This is a genomic window from Anaerolineae bacterium (assembly GCA_013178015.1).
Lineage (GTDB): Bacteria > Chloroflexota > Anaerolineae > DRVO01 > DRVO01 > Ch71.
The window spans coordinates 1-16,451 of sequence record JABLXR010000070.1 but is presented as its reverse complement, the minus strand read 5'-3'; the positions used below and the strand labels follow the sequence as shown (position 1 = coordinate 16,451).

Annotated in this window: 15 protein-coding genes and 1 riboswitch; of the genes, 8 read left to right on the top strand and 7 right to left on the bottom strand. The window is 65.5% G+C overall.

Annotated elements, in window-relative coordinates:
* Positions 1 to 284 precede the first annotated feature (284 nt).
* The 3 genes from HPY83_18440 to HPY83_18430 all read right to left on the bottom strand — a co-directional run bounded on the left by HPY83_18440 (position 285) and on the right by HPY83_18430 (position 2,232).
* Complete coding sequence (locus HPY83_18440) at positions 285 to 737, bottom strand: type II toxin-antitoxin system VapC family toxin (GenBank protein NPV09927.1); 453 nt, start codon at positions 735 to 737, stop codon at positions 285 to 287.
* A gap of 9 nt (positions 738 to 746) precedes the next feature.
* Positions 747 to 1,001: a type II toxin-antitoxin system Phd/YefM family antitoxin gene (locus HPY83_18435; GenBank protein NPV09926.1), complete on the bottom strand. Its 255-nt coding sequence runs from the start codon at positions 999 to 1,001 to the stop codon at positions 747 to 749.
* A 106-nt stretch (positions 1,002 to 1,107) separates the two neighbouring features.
* On the bottom strand, positions 1,108 to 2,232 hold the full coding sequence (locus HPY83_18430) for a hypothetical protein (GenBank protein ID NPV09925.1): 1,125 nt from the start codon (positions 2,230 to 2,232) through the stop codon (positions 1,108 to 1,110).
* A 224-nt stretch (positions 2,233 to 2,456) separates the two neighbouring features.
* On the opposite strand from HPY83_18430, the gene HPY83_18425 reads away from it, so the two are divergent.
* From HPY83_18425 to HPY83_18405, 5 genes are all read left to right on the top strand, one after another.
* On the top strand, positions 2,457 to 3,008 hold the full coding sequence (locus HPY83_18425) for a DNA protection protein DPS (protein NPV09924.1): 552 nt from the start codon (positions 2,457 to 2,459) through the stop codon (positions 3,006 to 3,008).
* Between the two features lie 242 nt (positions 3,009 to 3,250).
* Positions 3,251 to 4,648, top strand: coding sequence for a sulfatase (locus tag HPY83_18420; protein ID NPV09923.1), 1,398 nt, complete (start codon positions 3,251 to 3,253; stop codon positions 4,646 to 4,648).
* Between the two features lie 254 nt (positions 4,649 to 4,902).
* On the top strand, positions 4,903 to 5,889 hold the full coding sequence (locus HPY83_18415) for a methionyl-tRNA formyltransferase (GenBank protein ID NPV09922.1): 987 nt from the start codon (positions 4,903 to 4,905) through the stop codon (positions 5,887 to 5,889).
* 114 nt (positions 5,890 to 6,003) lie between these two features.
* On the top strand, positions 6,004 to 7,080 hold the full coding sequence (locus HPY83_18410; GenBank protein ID NPV09921.1) for an aldose 1-epimerase family protein: 1,077 nt from the start codon (positions 6,004 to 6,006) through the stop codon (positions 7,078 to 7,080).
* A 251-nt stretch (positions 7,081 to 7,331) separates the two neighbouring features.
* Positions 7,332 to 7,781 carry a hypothetical protein gene (locus HPY83_18405; protein ID NPV09920.1) on the top strand — a complete coding sequence of 150 codons (450 nt, stop codon included), beginning with the start codon at positions 7,332 to 7,334 and terminating at the stop codon, positions 7,779 to 7,781.
* Here HPY83_18405 and HPY83_18400 read toward each other — a convergent pair.
* From HPY83_18400 to HPY83_18385, 4 genes are all read right to left on the bottom strand, one after another.
* Positions 7,778 to 8,764 (bottom strand): Gfo/Idh/MocA family oxidoreductase, encoded by a 987-nt coding sequence (locus HPY83_18400; GenBank protein NPV09919.1) that lies wholly within the window; start codon positions 8,762 to 8,764, stop codon positions 7,778 to 7,780. The two genes, HPY83_18405 and HPY83_18400, sit on opposite strands and share 4 nt — an antisense overlap.
* Before the next feature lie 140 nt (positions 8,765 to 8,904).
* Entirely contained in the window at positions 8,905 to 9,711 is an 807-nt protein-coding gene (locus tag HPY83_18395) for a carbon-nitrogen hydrolase family protein (protein ID NPV09918.1), read from the bottom strand.
* A 414-nt stretch (positions 9,712 to 10,125) separates the two neighbouring features.
* Positions 10,126 to 11,544: an aspartate kinase gene (locus tag HPY83_18390; protein NPV09917.1), complete on the bottom strand. Its 1,419-nt coding sequence runs from the start codon at positions 11,542 to 11,544 to the stop codon at positions 10,126 to 10,128.
* 2 nt (positions 11,545 to 11,546) lie between these two features.
* Positions 11,547 to 11,825, bottom strand: a complete 279-nt coding sequence (locus tag HPY83_18385) for a MoaD family protein (GenBank protein ID NPV09916.1) — start codon at positions 11,823 to 11,825, stop codon at positions 11,547 to 11,549.
* Between the two features lie 68 nt (positions 11,826 to 11,893).
* A riboswitch (SAM riboswitch) is annotated at positions 11,894 to 11,998 on the bottom strand.
* A gap of 908 nt (positions 11,999 to 12,906) precedes the next feature.
* Between HPY83_18385 and guaB the strand changes: the two genes are divergently transcribed.
* The 3 genes from guaB to HPY83_18370 all read left to right on the top strand — a co-directional run bounded on the left by guaB (position 12,907) and on the right by HPY83_18370 (position 16,308).
* Positions 12,907 to 14,379 (top strand): IMP dehydrogenase, encoded by a 1,473-nt coding sequence (guaB, locus tag HPY83_18380; GenBank protein NPV09915.1) that lies wholly within the window; start codon positions 12,907 to 12,909, stop codon positions 14,377 to 14,379.
* Between the two features lie 228 nt (positions 14,380 to 14,607).
* Complete coding sequence (locus tag HPY83_18375) at positions 14,608 to 15,726, top strand: glycosyltransferase (GenBank protein NPV09914.1); 1,119 nt, start codon at positions 14,608 to 14,610, stop codon at positions 15,724 to 15,726.
* Positions 15,727 to 15,735: 9 nt separating this feature from the next.
* Positions 15,736 to 16,308 (top strand): hypothetical protein, encoded by a 573-nt coding sequence (locus HPY83_18370; protein ID NPV09913.1) that lies wholly within the window; start codon positions 15,736 to 15,738, stop codon positions 16,306 to 16,308.
* Positions 16,309 to 16,451: the final 143 nt, after the last annotated feature.

Genomic DNA, 16,451 nt, shown 5'->3' with positions numbered 1-16,451 from the left:
GCACGAATGGTTGCCACCTGCGCTCCTGTTCCTCTCCCGGAACGCCGGAGGGTCCGTAGGGGACCTGGCCGTCGTCGTGTGGCTGCGGGCGCAGCCGCCGACCTGCGTGGCGAATGACCGCGGCGACAGGGTAACGCTCTACCGTCCGAGGAGCTGACTCGGCGACCCCGTGTCTATGCTGGTCTGCCCTAACAGGCGGGACAGGCGCTGAGCACGTCTGCGGTGCCTCGTCTGCGTGGCGCCACCCAGCGTGGCCCTCCGGCATCGGTGTGGGGGCTGAGTGGTTAGGGCGACCCCTCACCGTTCAGGTCGGCCAGAGCCTCTTCTGGGCTGAGCCCTGGCACCGCCGGGCTGACGCGCTCCCTCTGCTGTCTGTCCAGGCTGACCAGAATGCTCCCAAAGCGCCGGGCAACGGCCGCGTACACCGCATCGCTGCCTCCCATCTGCCACTGGGCGGCGACGTTCACCGCCTCCTGGGCCAGGACGGTGTCCAACGGCACAAGAACCAGGTGTGGCAGGCGCTGCAGGTGCCGGGCGAATGCCTGCGCCCGCCCTGTGCTGTTCTGAGCTCGGCTGACAACTGCTGCCACTTCCGGAAGGATCAGCGTTGGCACCACGATGGGAAGCGCCCAATCACGTAGCCTTGAGAGGAACTCCCTACTCGTCTCGTAGCCTGACTCGAAACGATTGAAGGCGTTAAGGAAGACACTGGCATCCACGGTGTAGACCCGCGCCACGGCAGGTACTCAACGACGCATCTGCGTGAGCAGCTCAGTGCTGCTCATTGGCGAGGTCCACGCTTCGGCTATCTCCTCGCCGAGGCGTTCCAGTTCTGCCCAGGCATCCATGCCGACATCGGCCTCAGCTGCTGGAGTCTCTAGCGGAACCAGGGCCGCGACCGGTCGTCCCCTGTAGCTGATCACGTAGCGTGCTCGGCTCTCCCGCACCTCCCGCAGTACTTCAGAGGCCCGCGCCTTGAATTCCCTTACACCTATCTCCATCGTCCGATCACCGTCCCGTCCATGTAGTCACATGTGAGACCACTATTCTAGGGGCATGGCCAGTTGCGGGCAACCCTCACCAACCGCCGCCACAGCGGCACAGTCTCTACGAGTACTGTCCATACTTGCGCACCAGGTCCATCACCCTGCGATAGTCCTGGAAGCTGACGTTGTTGGGGATGGAGTGGTCGGAGTGGTAGATGTACCCCCCGCCCTTCATGGCCACCGGGAACTTGCGGGCGATCTCCTCCTCGATGGCCTGGGGATCGGTCATGGTGCGCACGTCGATGCCCCCCATGAAGGCCATGTCCCGCCCGTACTCCCGCTTAAGCGCCACCACGTCCATCCCTGCCTTGACCTCCAGAGGCTGGAGGCAGCGCAGGCCCTCGTCTATGAAATACGGTATGAGCTCCTTCACGTTGCCGCAGCAGTGCAGGATGACGGGCAGGCCTCGATCGTTGAAGTAGCCAAAGACACGCTTGAAGACGGGATGCAGCTGCTGCTCGTAATGCTTGGGAGAGAACAGCAGGCCGTTGCGGTAGCCCAGGTCGCAGTACATGAAGGCCCCATCGAACTCGAACCCGCCCTCCGTCATGATCTCGTACTGGGCCAGGGCCAGGTCCGCATCGGTCTCGTACATGTCCACCACCCAATCTGGCTCATCAATGATGGCCATGAGCAGGCGCTCGGTGGCGACGTAGGACTGGATCTTGTCGTAGCCAATAGCGGCGGAGTAGCACACGAACTTGCCGTCGGCGCGGGCCTGGCGACACCCGTCGAGCCCCTTGTACCAGGAGGGCCGCTCGGGCTCATGCCGGGCACGCAGCCCTTCCTGTCGGTATGGGAGCCCCTCTCCGGTCCAGTCCACCCTGTGCTTGCCGGGGATCAGACGGGGCTTGATGCGCTCCCAATCTTCCCGAGTCTTGCAGGGATAGTCAATGATCTCAGGGGTGGTGGAGTAATCCTTGTGGTTGCGCCGCACGCCGCCCTCGGAAGTGGTCTCGATGACGTACTCATCGGTCTCTTCGAGCACCTTGATGGGGAACATGGGAGTAGTGTCGGAGCCGAAGTTGACCAGTTCGTACCCGAAGTACTCGGCGGCGGTCACGTCCCGCGGGAGTCCCTCCTCGTACCATCGGTCCACTGTTGCCGTCCACGGCGAGTCGGTGATGGGGACACGATCCGGCTCCTGGAAGCTCAGGGCTTTGGCGATGCGCTCGCGAGAGGTCATGATATCCTCCTGGGGCAGGCAGACGAGACTGCGGCATTGATACAGCTTGTGGAGGAGTTCGTCAAAGATAGCACGGGCCTCTCCATCCACCGCGGGCTCGGCGCCGTCTGCGGCCCACGTGCCCCCCGGAGGCCAGCTAGGCAGTTGACCGAGGATCGAAGTCTCGCTAGAGTGGGGCACGGTACTCGGCGCGTGGGTCAATCTCGTTAGGATGGAGGCAAGTCATGGCGAAGGTAGCTAGGGAGATGGTTGTCAAGGCGGGAGTGAACCTCGATGAGCTCCTCGACCTGCTGGTCAGGAACGCGGCGGCCGAACTGACGACCTACTACTATTACACCATTCTCAGGGTGAACCTCATCGGGCTGGAGGGCGAGGGTATCAAGCAGATCGCCGAGGCAGCTCGCATCGAGGACCGCAACCACTTCGAGGCTCTGGTGCCCCGCATCTACGAGTTGGGCGGCAAGCTGCCAGACAACATGAAGGAGTTCCACGACATCTCGGCCTGCCCTCCGGCGCGGCTGCCCCAGGATCCCACCGACGTCAAGGCGATGCTGATGGTGCTGGTGGAGGCCGAGCGCTGCGCCGTGCGCGGGTACACCCACATCTGCAACCTCACCGCGGGCAAGGACCACCGCACCTACGACCTATCGCTGGCGATCCTCCACGAGGAGATCGAGCACGAGGCCTGGTTCTCGGAGTTCCTGGGCGAGGGACCCTCGGGCCACTTCCTCAGACTGGGCGACACCTCTCCCTTCGTCTCCAAGTTCCTGAGGTAGGCCGCGCGCCAGGAGGGCCGGCCGACCGGGCAAGTCCCCAGGCTGGGGGCTTGCCCGTCTGTATGTCGGCGACATGCCGGCGCCACATCAGGCAGGCCGGCCCCGGTGCCGGGTACCGCCCGGTCTGCGCCCTACAGCCCTCCATCAGCGCCTCCAGGCCAGAGCTGACGCCGGCCGGGCATGACGCTCCACCCTGAAGCGTGTATCATCCCTCCCGGGCCGAACTACACCGAGGAGGAACCATGAACCTGGTACTGGTCATCTTGGACTCCCAACGACAAGATCACGTGGGGGCCTACGGCAACGAATGGATACGCACCCCCCACCTGGACGCCTTCGCTGCCGAGTCCGTTCGCTTCACCCGGGCCTACCCCGAATCCCTGCCCACCCTGCCGGTGCGCCGGGCCCTGCACACCATTACCCGTACCTTCCCTTTCCGAGGGCATCGGCCGTACAAGGGGGACTTTGTGGGCGCGGCCGGCTGGGGCCCCATCGAGGAGGAGAAGACCACCGTCTCCGAGATGCTGCAGCAGCAGGGCTACCGCACCGCCTTCATCACCGACACCTATCACCAGTTCAAGCCCTCCAAGAACTTCCACCGCGGGTTCGACGAGTGGGTCTGGATCCGGGGGCAGGAGACCGACCCCTATCGGAGCGGCCCTCCCGTGCCCCGAGGCCAGGTGGCAGCCCACATGCCTGTCCCACCGGAGGACGACCCGCGGCTGGCAGCCTTCCTGGAGACGTACCTGCGCAACAACTCCTACCGTATGAACGAGGCCGACTACTACCCGGCGCGCGTCTTCACCGAAGCCTCGCGCTGGCTCTGGGACAACCAGGACGCCGAAGACTTCTTCCTCGTCGTGGACTCCTTCGATCCTCACGAGCCGTGGGATCCACCCGATCACTACCGCCGCCTCTATGACCCCGACGACGATGTGGAGAACATCATCCAATCCCTCTATGGCCCCATGCGCGGTCGGCTCACCCCGCGCCAGATCAGGCGCCTGCAGGCCAACTACGCCGGCGAGGTGACCATGGTAGACCGCTGGTTCGGCTACTTCATGGAGACGCTGCGCCACAGCGGCCGGCTGGAGGATACCGTGGTGGGCGTCATCAGCGATCACGGGCACAACATCGGGGTGGAACCCTGCGACAAAGGGCTGATCAGCAAGCAGGGCCACCCCATGACGCGAGCTGTGGCCGATCTGGTGATGATGATCCGCCATCCCAAGGGCGAGGCCGCCGGCACCGCCTGCCATGCTCTCGCCTACAATCTGGATCTCATGACCACCATGCTGTCGCTGGCGGGCGTGGAGCCACTGCCAGAGATGGAGGGCATGGACCTGTGGCCGGTTGTCGCAAGCGGGGGCCAGGGGCGGGAGCACGTGTCCATTGGTTGGAACGCCACCATCACCGTCATAGACGACCAATGGTGGTACAACGACAGCGTCTGGGGAGAGGCACCTCTGCTGCACCGCCTGGCGGAGGATCCGGACTTGCAGACCAACCTGGCCCCAGAATACCCGGACGTCGTCCGGGCCATGCGCCAGAGGATGCTGGCGGATGCGGGCGGCGAGATCCCCGAACTGCTGCAAGACTTCAAGGTGGAACTGGGCTGCACGCCCTACGTGGACGGCTGAGGCCCGGGCGGCGGCCAGGTCGCTGGGGCTCGGCACAGGGTCCGGGCGAGGCGAGAGGCTCGCCCGCCCCATCCGCCTCCCGTGTCCCTGATTCTGACTTGCACCTTCGTCCGATCTGCCCTTGAGCCCGCGCCCGCCGGGTAGTAGAATCAGCCCGACGGGCGCCGACCACGTCGGGGGCGACCGACGTGGCGGCAGGATCTGGTGTTACCCTTGGGACAGGTTGGCACTGGTGTAAGGGAGCCCTGAACCACATGGTTGTTCCTCCGTCGTCAGACAGGGGCCGGACACAGTATCCATCGGGGGCCCGCATCGTCTTCCTCGGGTCACCCCAGTTCGGCGTGCCCTCATTGCGGGAGCTGGCGCAGCACTTCCACGTGGTGGAGGTCATCACCCAGCCCGACCGCCCAGCCGGCAGGGGCCGAAGATTCCAGGAGCCGCCAGTGAAGCGGGCGGCGCGGGAGCTGGGCCTGCCGGTGTGGCAGCCCGAGCATCTGCGGGGAAGAAAGGCGCTGGAACACCTGCGCTCCCTGCAGCCCGACTGTGGTGTGGTGGCGGCCTACGGGGAGATCCTCCCCAGGGAGGTGCTGGACGTGCCGGCCAGGGGCTTCCTGAACGTGCACGCTTCCCTCCTGCCCCGATACCGGGGTGCCTCCCCCGTCTCGGCGGCCATACTGAACGGAGATGGCGAGACCGGGGTCAGCATCATGCTCCTGGACGAAGGCATGGACACGGGGCCGGTCCTCGCCCGCGACAGCACCCCCATTCAGCCTGACGACACCCGCGGCTCTCTGGAGGAGAGGCTGGCGGAGCTGGGAGCGGACCTCCTGCGGGACGTCCTGCCCGGCTGGCTGGCGGGCAGCCTTCACCCAGAGCCCCAGGACGAACGCCAGGCCACCATCACCCGGCCCTTGACCCGTGAGGATGGCGAGATGCAGTGGACCCGCCCGGCAGACTACCTGGAGCGGCTGTGCCGGGCCATGGACCCCTGGCCGGGAGCCTACACTCACTGGGAGGGCACGCTGCTCAAGGTCTGGCGGGCCGAGGTGCCAAAGACCGACGCTCTGGCCGAGCCCGGCACCGTGGTTCGGGTGAACGGGGCGGTGGCTGTGGGTACCGGACGGGGCCTGCTGCGGCTGCTGACCGTGCAGCCAGAGGGTCGGCCGCGAATGCCGGCGGAGGAGTTCGTTCGGGGCCGACCGCAGTTCATCGGAGCAAGACTGGGGACACGTGATACGTGACACGTGATAGGTGAAGCGTGATACGCAGATGCGTGTACCACGCTTCATGCATCACTCGTCACGTATCAGACATTCCGCTCCCTGCAACTCAACCAACGCACATGGAGGTGTCTGATGGTCCAACTCTTCGGTCACGACTACACCCGCAACGACCTGATGCGCCGCATCGGATCCTTCAGTCAGGTCGGGGGCGTGCGTCAGGCGGAGCTCACCGAGGGCCGCGCCAGAGGCGTGCGCGTGATCGACTTCGACTTGGGGGATGGGTTCGAGTTCACGGTGGTGCCCGACCGGGGCATGGACATCTTCGCCGCCCGGTACCGGGGGATGTCGCTGGCCTGGCACTCTGGCGTCGGAGTGACGGCGCCGACGTACTTCGAGCCCGAAGGGCTAGGTTGGCTCCGATCCTTCGCTGGAGGGCTCGTCACTACCTGCGGGCTCAGCTACGTGGGGGCGCCCACAGTAGACTTCGGCGGTGAGCTGGGGTTGCACGGTCGTATCAGCAACCTTCCCGCTAGCGGCGTGCAGGCAGCTGGCTGCTGGGACGGCGATAACTATGTCGTGTCGGCCAGCGGTGAGATGCGAGAGAGCGTGGTATTCGGAGAGAACCTCAGCCTGTTCCGCAGGATTTGGGGTCGGGTGGGCGAGCGCCGGTTCTTCATCGAGGACGTGGTGCGCAATGAGAGCTATCACCGGGTGCCCCACCAGATCCTCTATCACATCAACCTGGGCTTCCCGCTGGTGGATGCTGGCTCGCGTCTGCTCACTCCCTCCACCAGGGTGACCCCTCGGGACGCCGAAGCGCGGCGGGACGGCCACGAGTGGTACCTGGTCATCAACCCCACCCCCGAGTTCGCCGAGAAGGTATACTTCCATGAGATGCAGCCCGACGACGAGGGGAACGTGTGGGTCGGGCTGATCAACTTCACCTTGTGGGAAGGTGAGCCCTTCGGGCTCTACGTCAAGTACCGGAAGGAACAACTGCCCCGCTTCGTCCAGTGGAAGATGATGGGCGAGGGCGATTACGTCATGGGCATCGAGCCCTCTAACTGCGGCGTCCTCGGCCGGGACGTGGATCGGGCCGAAGGCACCTTGGTGTTCCTCGAGCCCGGGGAGGAAAGGAACTACCAGCTCGAGCTGGGCCTGATCCGGGGCGAGGACGAGTATCAGGAGTTCCGCAAGCGCATCCCCTGATCGCGCCTCGCCTTCGGCGGAGTGCGTCCGACCGTCAGGCACGGAAGCGGACGGCGACGTCAGGTGGAAGTGGTGAGTGGAGAGCGCATAGCCGGTGACGGCCTGGCACTCACCACTCACCACTTCCACCCTCCGGCATCCAGGCCGCGTTGACGTGAACGCTAATCAAGGGCATAATGTTGTTATATATTGCTGTCATGCCTCTCTGCACCCCCATCCCGCCCCGTGGCGCAGCAGCTGGAGGTGCCCGGATGATAAGTCCCCACGGCGGACCACACCCGATGGCAGCCCTCGGCGAGGAAGACGAGAGCCGCCAGGCGTACTTCGCCTCTCTGTGGGAGCCGCCCCGCAATGACATCAGGCTCGACTGGCGGGGCAGCAGCGGGCCAGACTACATGGCCTTCCGCTACATGTGGTTCCACGGGTGCGAGTGGCGAGTCGTCCGCATCGGGCGCCGTGGTCACCTCTGGCTGCGCTACCAGGCCGACTTGCGCCGCGGGCGGCTCTACCTGGAGCTAGCCGACCACGAGGGCTTGATCCTATGGCAATGCTGCCTGCGCGGCTCTGGCTCTGCGCGGATCAAGATACCCATCCTACAACCGGGCGTCTACCAGCTGCGAGTTCGGGGAGAGAATGCCAGCGGAGCTTTCGATCTGCGCTGGCGAGCTCGGGCGACGCGCCGACGCCGTGCGCGCCACTAACGCGTCTGGAGGTCCACTGGCCGACCCTCCCGAATGGACTGCTTGAGCGCCAGCCCCAGTTCGAGCGCTGCCCTGCCATCCTCAGCCGTCGCTCGGGGCTCCTCCTGTCCGCGCACACAGGCCAGGAAGTGCTGCATCTGCTCCGGCCAGCCGCTCGTCTCCGCCCACCAGCGCTCTTCGGTCGTCGCGGCGTCCCGTCGCATCATCCGCAGAAGGCGCGGCGAGTCGAAGGGACCGCTCAACTCGGCATTGAGCAGGTCGTAGTTGAGGACCCAACGCTCGCTCTGATCGTAACCCCAGATTCCGCCTGACCCCGCAGCCAGAGAGACGATGCTGCCGTTGCGGAAGCGGATGGTGGCTACGGCCTCCGAAGTGAGGTCCCGCCCGGCGGCGAAGAACCGGCCACCCTCGGCGTAGACTCTCTCGGCGTCGCCCAGCAGGAACCGAAGCATGTCGAAGGCATGGGCGGTGTTCTCGATGAACGGTCCCCCGCCGTCTTTCTCGTCCCAGAACCAGTCCTTGTCCACCGGGCCTAACTGGTAGCGGACGTGCAGCACGCGGGGCCGCCCCCACCGCCGCTCCTGCTGCTTGAGGAAGCGGAACGGAGGAGAGGAGCGCTTCTTGAAGCCGAGCAGCAACACCACGCCGGCTCTCCGGCAGGCTTCGCTGATGGCGTCGCAGTCGGCCACCGAGGGAGCCATGGGCTTCTCCAGCAGTACATGGAGGCCCTTGGCAGCGGCTGCCTGGGCCAGAATGCGGTGAGAGGCAGGCGGGGTGCAAATGCTGACGGCGTCCAGCGGTTCCTGCTCGATCATCTCCAGCCCATCGCTGTAGGTGCGGACACCGTACAGGGAACGGGCCCTCTCCGCCCGTTCAGGCCGCGGCTCCGCCACCGCGCTCAGCCGCACCCCTTCGAGGCGGCTGTACTCCTGAAGGTGCCGCTCGCCGATTCCCAGCCCGATCACTCCAATGCGTGTGTTCATATCTACCTCCTGGGAGGGAATGAGGGGAGAGGGGGAGACGCGGAGAGGGGGAGACGCGGGGACACGGAGAGGAGACACCACACACGTCTCCCCATCTCCCCGTCACCCCCTCTCCCTGTCTCCCCCTCTCCGCGTCCCCCTCACCCCGGGTACCACTCGGGGTGATAGCGGGTGGCGTAGAAGCGAGTGGCCAGGGAGAGGTCCAGGTCGGCGACGAGAAGCTCCTCGGCGCCGTAGGGCACGTAGGCGACCAGGTTGCCCTTTGGGTCTATGAGGCTGGTGGCCGAGTTCTGGTCTGGCGTAGCTCGGTTGACGCTGGCGAAATAGACGCTGTTCTCCTGCGCCCGGCACACCATGGCCTTCTCGTAGAAGGACTGGCCCCATGTTTCCAGGGGTTGGCCATTGCGATCGCCCACAGTCTGCTGCGGCTGGAAGATGACCTGAGCCCCTCGGACGGCGGCCCAGCGCACGGTCTCCGGGTAGCGCCAGCCTTCGTGGCAGATGACGATGCCGAATGTCACTCCATCTACGGCGAAGAGGCTGCGCTTGCCATCAGGGACGTAGTTCTCCTCCTCTCCGCCAGGGGTGATCTGGTTCTTGGTCTGGTAGCCCAGAACCGCGCCCGAGCGGTCCAGCACGAAGGCACGGTTCTCCAGCCCACGCTCGCCTATCCACTCCATGCCGACTATGGCGGCCACGTTACCGCGGCGGCAGACAGCCTGCATCTGCTCCAGAGCCCACTGCATCTGTGGCTGGTTCGGAGCCGGCATCTCCAGACGCCCTCCACGCAGCCCAGGAATGTAGGTCTCCGGGAAACAGACGATGCTCACGCCCCGGCGGGCACACTCCTCCACCGCAGATGCCATCTTGGCGACACCGTGGGCGATGGTGTCCGGCTGGGCTAGAGGCGCGAGGGCGATGCGCCACAGTCGCTGGGCTTCTGCCATAGTCTCTCCTCCTGCGGGGAAGGGCGTGTCTGATAATGGCCCAGTGAGGGCGGCCCTGGCAAGCGGACGGGGTGGCCAAGCGAAGTACATTCCGCCGGCCCAGTACGGACGCGACTGCGCAGGAGTGTGCGCAGGAGTTGTAGGCGAGGACGCAAGGGAGTGTGCAGGGTAGGACGCACGGGGGAGTACGTTGGGGAGGACGCACGGGGTAAACCCGCGTGCTAGAGATGCGAAGCCGGCCCTACGGCCGGCTGGGGAATGGCCTCAGCCCACGAAAGTGGGCTTTGCCTAGGTAGCCGGGGGGTTCAGCCCCCGGCGTTCAGGCTTGGCATTTCCGCTTCGCCCTACCGCTTGTCGTTCGCGCTTCGCGCTCCTGCTTGTCGTTCCTTCTTGGCGTTCCTGCTTGCCCTAGGTTCAGCCGCCCAGGCCCAGCTCGGCGTGGATGAAACAGACCGTCTCGTCCACCACGTCCTGGGGGACGACGAAGGTGACGTTGTACTCGGAGTAGGCCTGAGCGATGCTGAGGACGGGAGTGCGCTGTTTGCCCAGGGCGGCGAAGGTGCGGGAGGCCAGGGAGTAGGAGTCATCGGCCGCCGCCCCCACCACCGATACTGAGGCCACCGGTCGCTGGACCGTCACCTCGCGCACTACGCCACCTTCCAGCTCTTCCTGAAACTCCCGCTTCAGCGCCGCCACCGAATGCTCGGTATCCTGCCCCCGCACTAGCAAGGCGATGGTCTTGTCCACGAAGGACTGGCCGAACATAAGCACCTCGCTTCCGGCGCGAGACAAGGCCACCAGGGCGCGGGCTGATACGGCCGCCGACCAGCCGTCGGTGTTTCCCACCACGGCGATAGCGCTCAGGCCCTTGCTGGTGATAATAGCACGGGGGCCGCTGTTGACGCGGGAGGACTGCCCGACGATGAGAGTGCCGGGGTGCTGCGGGTTGAAGGTGTTGCGGATGCGTAGGGGGATGCCCCGCTCCACCAGAGGCTTGACCGTCTTCGGGTGCAGCACTTCGGCGCCGAAGTACGCCAGTTGGGCCGCCTCCACGTAGGTGAGCTCCTCCAGAGTACACGCCTGAGGCACGATCTTGGGGTCGGCGGTGAGGATGCCGTCTACGTCCGTCCAGATCCAGACTTCGTCCGCATCCAGACAGGCGCCCATTATGGCAGCGGAGTAGTCGCCGGCGCCTCGACCCAGGGTGGTCGGGGTTCCGCTGCGGTCCGCCCCGATGTAGCCAGTGATCACGGGGATAGTGCCGGCTTCCACTAGGGGGCGCACTACCTGGGCGGCACGGGCGCGCGTCTCCTCCAACAGAGGGCTGGCGCCGCCAAAGCTGCTATCGGTCACCACCACCTCGGTGGCGTCCACGTACGCCGCCTCCCGCCCGCGTGCCCTCAGGGTGGCAGCCAGGAGGGAGGCGGAGAGCTTCTCCCCTATGCCCGAAATGCGGTCCAGGGCGCGGAGGGTGACCTCCCCGATGACGGAGAGGCTGTGGCAGAGAGTGAGCACTTCGTCCAAGCGTTCGTCAACGAACTCAAGGGCCCGCTGACGCTCCTGCCCTTCGAGCAGAGCATCGGCCACAGCGCGGTGACTTGCTCGCAGCACCTCCACCGCCCGTCGGTAGCCCTGCACGTTCCCCTCAGCCGCCAGCCGAGCCACGTCGCGGAGGGCGTTAGTGACACCGGCCATGGCCGAGACTACCACGACCACCGGGGCGGCGCTCCCGTCCGATGCCGACCCCGGCACGGCCTCGCAGGCCAAGCGGGCGGCGTGGGCAATGCGGGTGGCGTCGCCCACGGAGGTTCCCCCGAACTTCATCACTATCACGGTCAGTTCCCTCCGCCGATGACAGGCATGATCACCAGGCGGTCACCGTCCTGCAGGGTTCGGCTCAGGGCCTCGGAGCCGTGCAACCGCTCCCCGTTCAGATAGACACTCACGTAGGGGTTGAGCCGGTCGCGGTCCTTCAGCAGACGGTGGCCCATGTCCGGATGCTGCCGGTTGAGGGCCTCTATGGCCTCGGCCACCGTCGCCGCCTGGACCTCGACCTCAGCCTTGCCGTCGGTGGCCCGGCGGTAAGGGGCAGGGATAGCGAAAGTGACGCTCATCACACCTCCGGTTAACTCATCGCGCCTCTCCACCGGAAGGCGAAGAGGCGCAAGACGTCGTCGTCGCGCTCTCATCTTCCAGACGTATGTCTGCCGGAATTGGCACCGCAACCGATCGCGGTTCGGATGCCGAGGCTTCGCCGGGCCGGTCCCTCTGCCTCTCTGGATAAGAGCCCACGTATGATACTAGCGCAGATGCTACCAGCCCCCGGCCGCAATTGTCAACAACCGGACGTCGGTCCCGGTAACAGCTCAGCATCCAGGGCACGGATTCGGATCAACACCGCCTCTCAGGTCCTTCGCTGCGCTCAGACTACGCGGGCCAGGCTCGACTGCATTCCGGGTGCACCTTCCTCCGAGGAGTGTGTCCGCCCTCCCTCCACATGCCCACCGCGCCTGCTGCACCTGCCTCTGAGGAGTGCGCGCGCCCTGCTGCCAAGTGCCTGTCGCGCCTGCTGCACCTTCCCTCTGAGGAGTGCGCCCGCCCTGCTGCCAAGTGCCTATCGCGTCTGCTGTACCTCCCTCTGAGGAGTGGGCCCGCCCTGCTGCCAAGTGCCTATCGCGTCTGCTGTACCTCGCTCTGAGGAGTGCGCGCGCCCTGCTGCCAAGTGCCTATCGCGTCTGCTGTACCTCCCTCTGAGGAGTGCGCGCGCCCACGCGCGCCCTGTCCCCTCCTCGCCTCGATCCTGAACTGAGAATGCGTTTCAGTCTGGGCAGAGAGGAGGGGCCAGGCGCAGGGGTTCGGGAGAGACCTCGAACCAGAAGGCGCCAGACGGCTAGGGCGTCGCCAAAGTCCTGGGGCAAGCCACCACAGATGCCTATCGGAGCCAGGCTGGGCGCTATCGGACGCTGCCGCGCCTCTGTTCCCTGCCTGCTCGCTGGCCGGTGGTGGTTCCTGGCCCGCGCCAGATGGCAGCTCGCCCAACGCTGGCTCGGCTTTGAGAAAGCCCTACCCGAGGTCAGGCTCCCTTTGCTCCGGGGGCGCCGCTGTGGCAAAATGGTTGGTTACTCTTATCCCGCCACAGGAGACGGCAGTCGGCGCGGGCGGTATCGTTGCTCTACCATTGGGAGGTGGTGGCTCATGGTCCCTGAGTTCGCTGCTTACGAGGCCCTGACTTTCGACGACGTCCTCCTGGTGCCACAGAAGTCGGCCATCTTACCTTCGGAAGTCTCCTTGCAGGTGCAGGCAACTCGCGGCCTCCGTCTGAACATCCCCATCCTGTCGGCTGCCATGGACACGGTGTCCGAGTCCCGAATGGCCATCGCGCTGGCGCGCGAGGGAGGCCTGAGCATCCTTCACCGCAATATGACCATCGAGAGGCAAGCGGAGGAGGTGGACAAGGTCAAGCGCAGTGAGTCGGGGATGATCGTGGACCCCATCACCCTGGGACCTGACGCCACCCTGGCCCAGGCCGAGGCTATCATGAGCCGATACCATATCTCGGGGGTGCCCATCGTCGAGGACGGTAATCGGCTGGTTGGCATTCTCACCAACCGGGACATCCGCTTCGCCGAGGACCTCACCCGCCCCGTCAGCGAGTACATGACCAAAGAAGGACTCATCACCGCTCCTCTGGGGACTACCCTGGAGCAAGCCAAGGCCATCCTGCAGCGACACCGCATCGAGAAGCTGCCTCTGGTGGATGATGACTTCGTCCTGCGCGGTCTCATCACGGTCAAGGACATCCAGAAGAAGCTCGACTTCCCCAATGCTGCTCAGGATGCCGGCGGCCGGCTGCTGGTGGGCGCGGCCATCGGCGTCACCGGTGACGCCAAGGAGCGACTGGAGGAGCTGGTACGCGCCGGAGTGGACGCAATAGTCATTGATACCGCTCACGGCCATACCAAGGGCGTGCTGGAGATGACAGAATACGTGAAGAGTCGTCATCCCCACCTTCAGTTGATCTCCGGCAACGTGGTCACCCGGGAAGGGACACTGGACCTGATCGCCGCCGGCGCGGATGCGGTCAAAGTCGGCGTGGGTGCAGGCTCCATCTGTACCACCCGAGTGGTGGCGGGAGTAGGGGTGCCTCAGGTGACAGCCATTTGGCAGTGCGCCCAAGCGGCGGCGGATAAGGGCGTCCCAGTGATCGCCGACGGCGGCATCAAGTACTCGGGGGACATCGTCAAGGCCCTGGCTGCCGGGGCCAACTCCGTGATGCTGGGCAACCTCCTCGCCGGTCTGGAGGAGAGCCCCGGGGATGTCGTCCTCCTGGAAGGCAAGTACTTCAAGGACTACCGGGGCATGGGGTCCCTCGGGGCCATGGCCGGACTTGGGCGAGATCGCTACGGCTCAGGCATGGACACCATGCTGACCAAGATTTCGCCCGAGGGCATAGAGGGTCGGGTGCCCTACAAGGGCAAGTTGTCCGAGTATGTCAGCCAGATGCTGGGCGGGGTTCGCTCGGGCATGGGCTACGTGGGGGCAAGGACAATTCCTGATCTGCAGGCCAGGGCCAAGTTCATCCGCATCACCAACGCCGGCCTGATCGAGTCTCACCCGCACGACGTCATCATCACCAAAGAGCCGCCCAACTACCAGGTGTGGCGATAGGCACGGAGTAACCCCTTCCCCATCCATTCTCCGTACCCATCAGGCACAGAGCCGAGGCCAGCGAGTCATGTTGGCCTCGGCTTCGCACCTAGCGAGAGCTATTGCACCCCCTGGAGAGCGTGACACGATCGCTCATTCCGCTACAATGCCATCCAGATGTGGGTTAGCGGAGGGCTGGGGCTCGCCCCAAGGGGGTCCTGCCCTCGCTGATGGGAGGGGCGCAATCACTTGGACCTCCTGACTTCGGTGCTCTTCTGGTTAGTAGGGCTGTTTCTCCTGTGGCGTGTCCCCACCATCGCGGGCCGACGGACGGTGTCGGCAACCGACCTCGAGACGTGCTACCGTGTCTCCGTGGTCATACCGGCGCGCAACGAGGCCCTCCGCGTCCCCACGCTCCTGCGTTCTCTGCAGCAGCAGGCTCTGATTCCCCATGAAGTCATAGTGGTGGATGACGACTCCAGCGACGACACGGCCGCTGTGGCTCGCGCTCTCGGTGCAACCGTCATCGGAGCGGGCGAGCGGCCTCCGGGCTGGCTGGGAAAGCCCTGGGCCTGCTGGCGCGGAGCGCAGCAGGCCACCGGGAACGTGCTACTCTTTCTCGACGCCGATACCTGGCTGGAACCTCAGGCGTTGGCGGATCTACTGAGCGCCTACCGGGCGCGAGGGGGCATGGTCTCAGTACAGCCCTATCACGTGACTTACAGGGCGTACGAGCAACTCTCGCTGTTCTTCAACATTGTCCTCATGGTCGGGGTGAACGCATTCACCCCGCTTGGGCACCGGCTCTCGCCGACAGGCGCGTTCGGGCCCTGCATCCTCTGCAGCCGGGAGGACTACCTCAGCGTCGGCGGGCACGCAGCCGCCAGAGGAGAGATTCTGGAAGACATCATCCTGGCGCGCCGGTTCTCGGAGCGAGGCTGCCCGATCAGTTCCTACGGCGGACGGGGCAGCGTCTCTTTTCGCATGTACTCGGACGGCTTTGCCTCCATGATAAGCGGGTGGAGCAAGGGATTCGCTCAGGGCTCGACGTACATCCGTCCGTCCTTCCTGCTGCTTTCCATCGCCTGGGTCTCGGGATGCTTCGGGGCTTTCGTCAGGCCACTGATGCATCTGCCCTTCGAGGGGACACAGCAGGTGCTGGCCCACGCGGCAGTATACCTGCTCTACGCTGCGCAGGTGCTGTGGATGGCTCGCCGGATCGGGCGCTTCCAGCCATGGGCAGGACTGCTGTTTCCCCTACCGCTGGCATTCTTTGGGCTGATCATGCTGAGATCCCTGGTGCTCAGGTACGTGCTCCGGCGAGCGGTATGGAAGGACCGGGTGATCCAGCTCGGCGGTGGAGGCTGAGGCAGGACCATGCCGCTAGTGGACTGGCAGGGTCCGGGGCTTGCGCTCGTCAACGCCATTGTCTGGGTCGTCATCCACCTGAGCGTGGGGTACCTCGCAGCCCGGGTGGACGAGGCCCGCTTCGACCCCGGCCACTGGCTCTTCCGCAGCCGAGCCTGGGAGCGCGATGGAGTGCTATACCAGAGGCTGCTGCGAGTGCGAAGGTGGAAGGGACTGCTGCCCTCGGGCGGAACGGTCTTCGGAGCCTTCACCATCCATCGTCTCCGGTCGCACGACCGGGCCTATCTGAGCCGATGGCTGGCCGAGTCGTGCCGCGCCGAGATGACTCACTGGGTGGCGATCCTACCGGTGGTGCTGTTCCTCCTGTGGAACCCGCCCTTAGCCTGGGCCATGAACATGGTCTATGCCATAGTCGCTAACGTCCCCTGCATCATCGCCCAGCGGTACAACCGGCCCCGAGTGCTGCACCTGCTGCGGAAGCAGGAGAGGCGTGCCACAATGCCCTCCCTGTGGCCTGATCTCGGAGCCGATCGGCTGCCTCCGACAACCCCGGGGAGGCTAGGTCGCCTCCGATCGCCATGACCGGCGCCTCCACGCCTAGGGCTTTCTCAAAGTCGAGCCAGCGTTGCGGAGCTGCCATCTGGCGCGGGCCAGGAACCACCACCGGCCAGCCAGCAGGCAGGGAACAGAGGCGATGCAGCGTCCGATAGCGCCCAGCCTGGCTC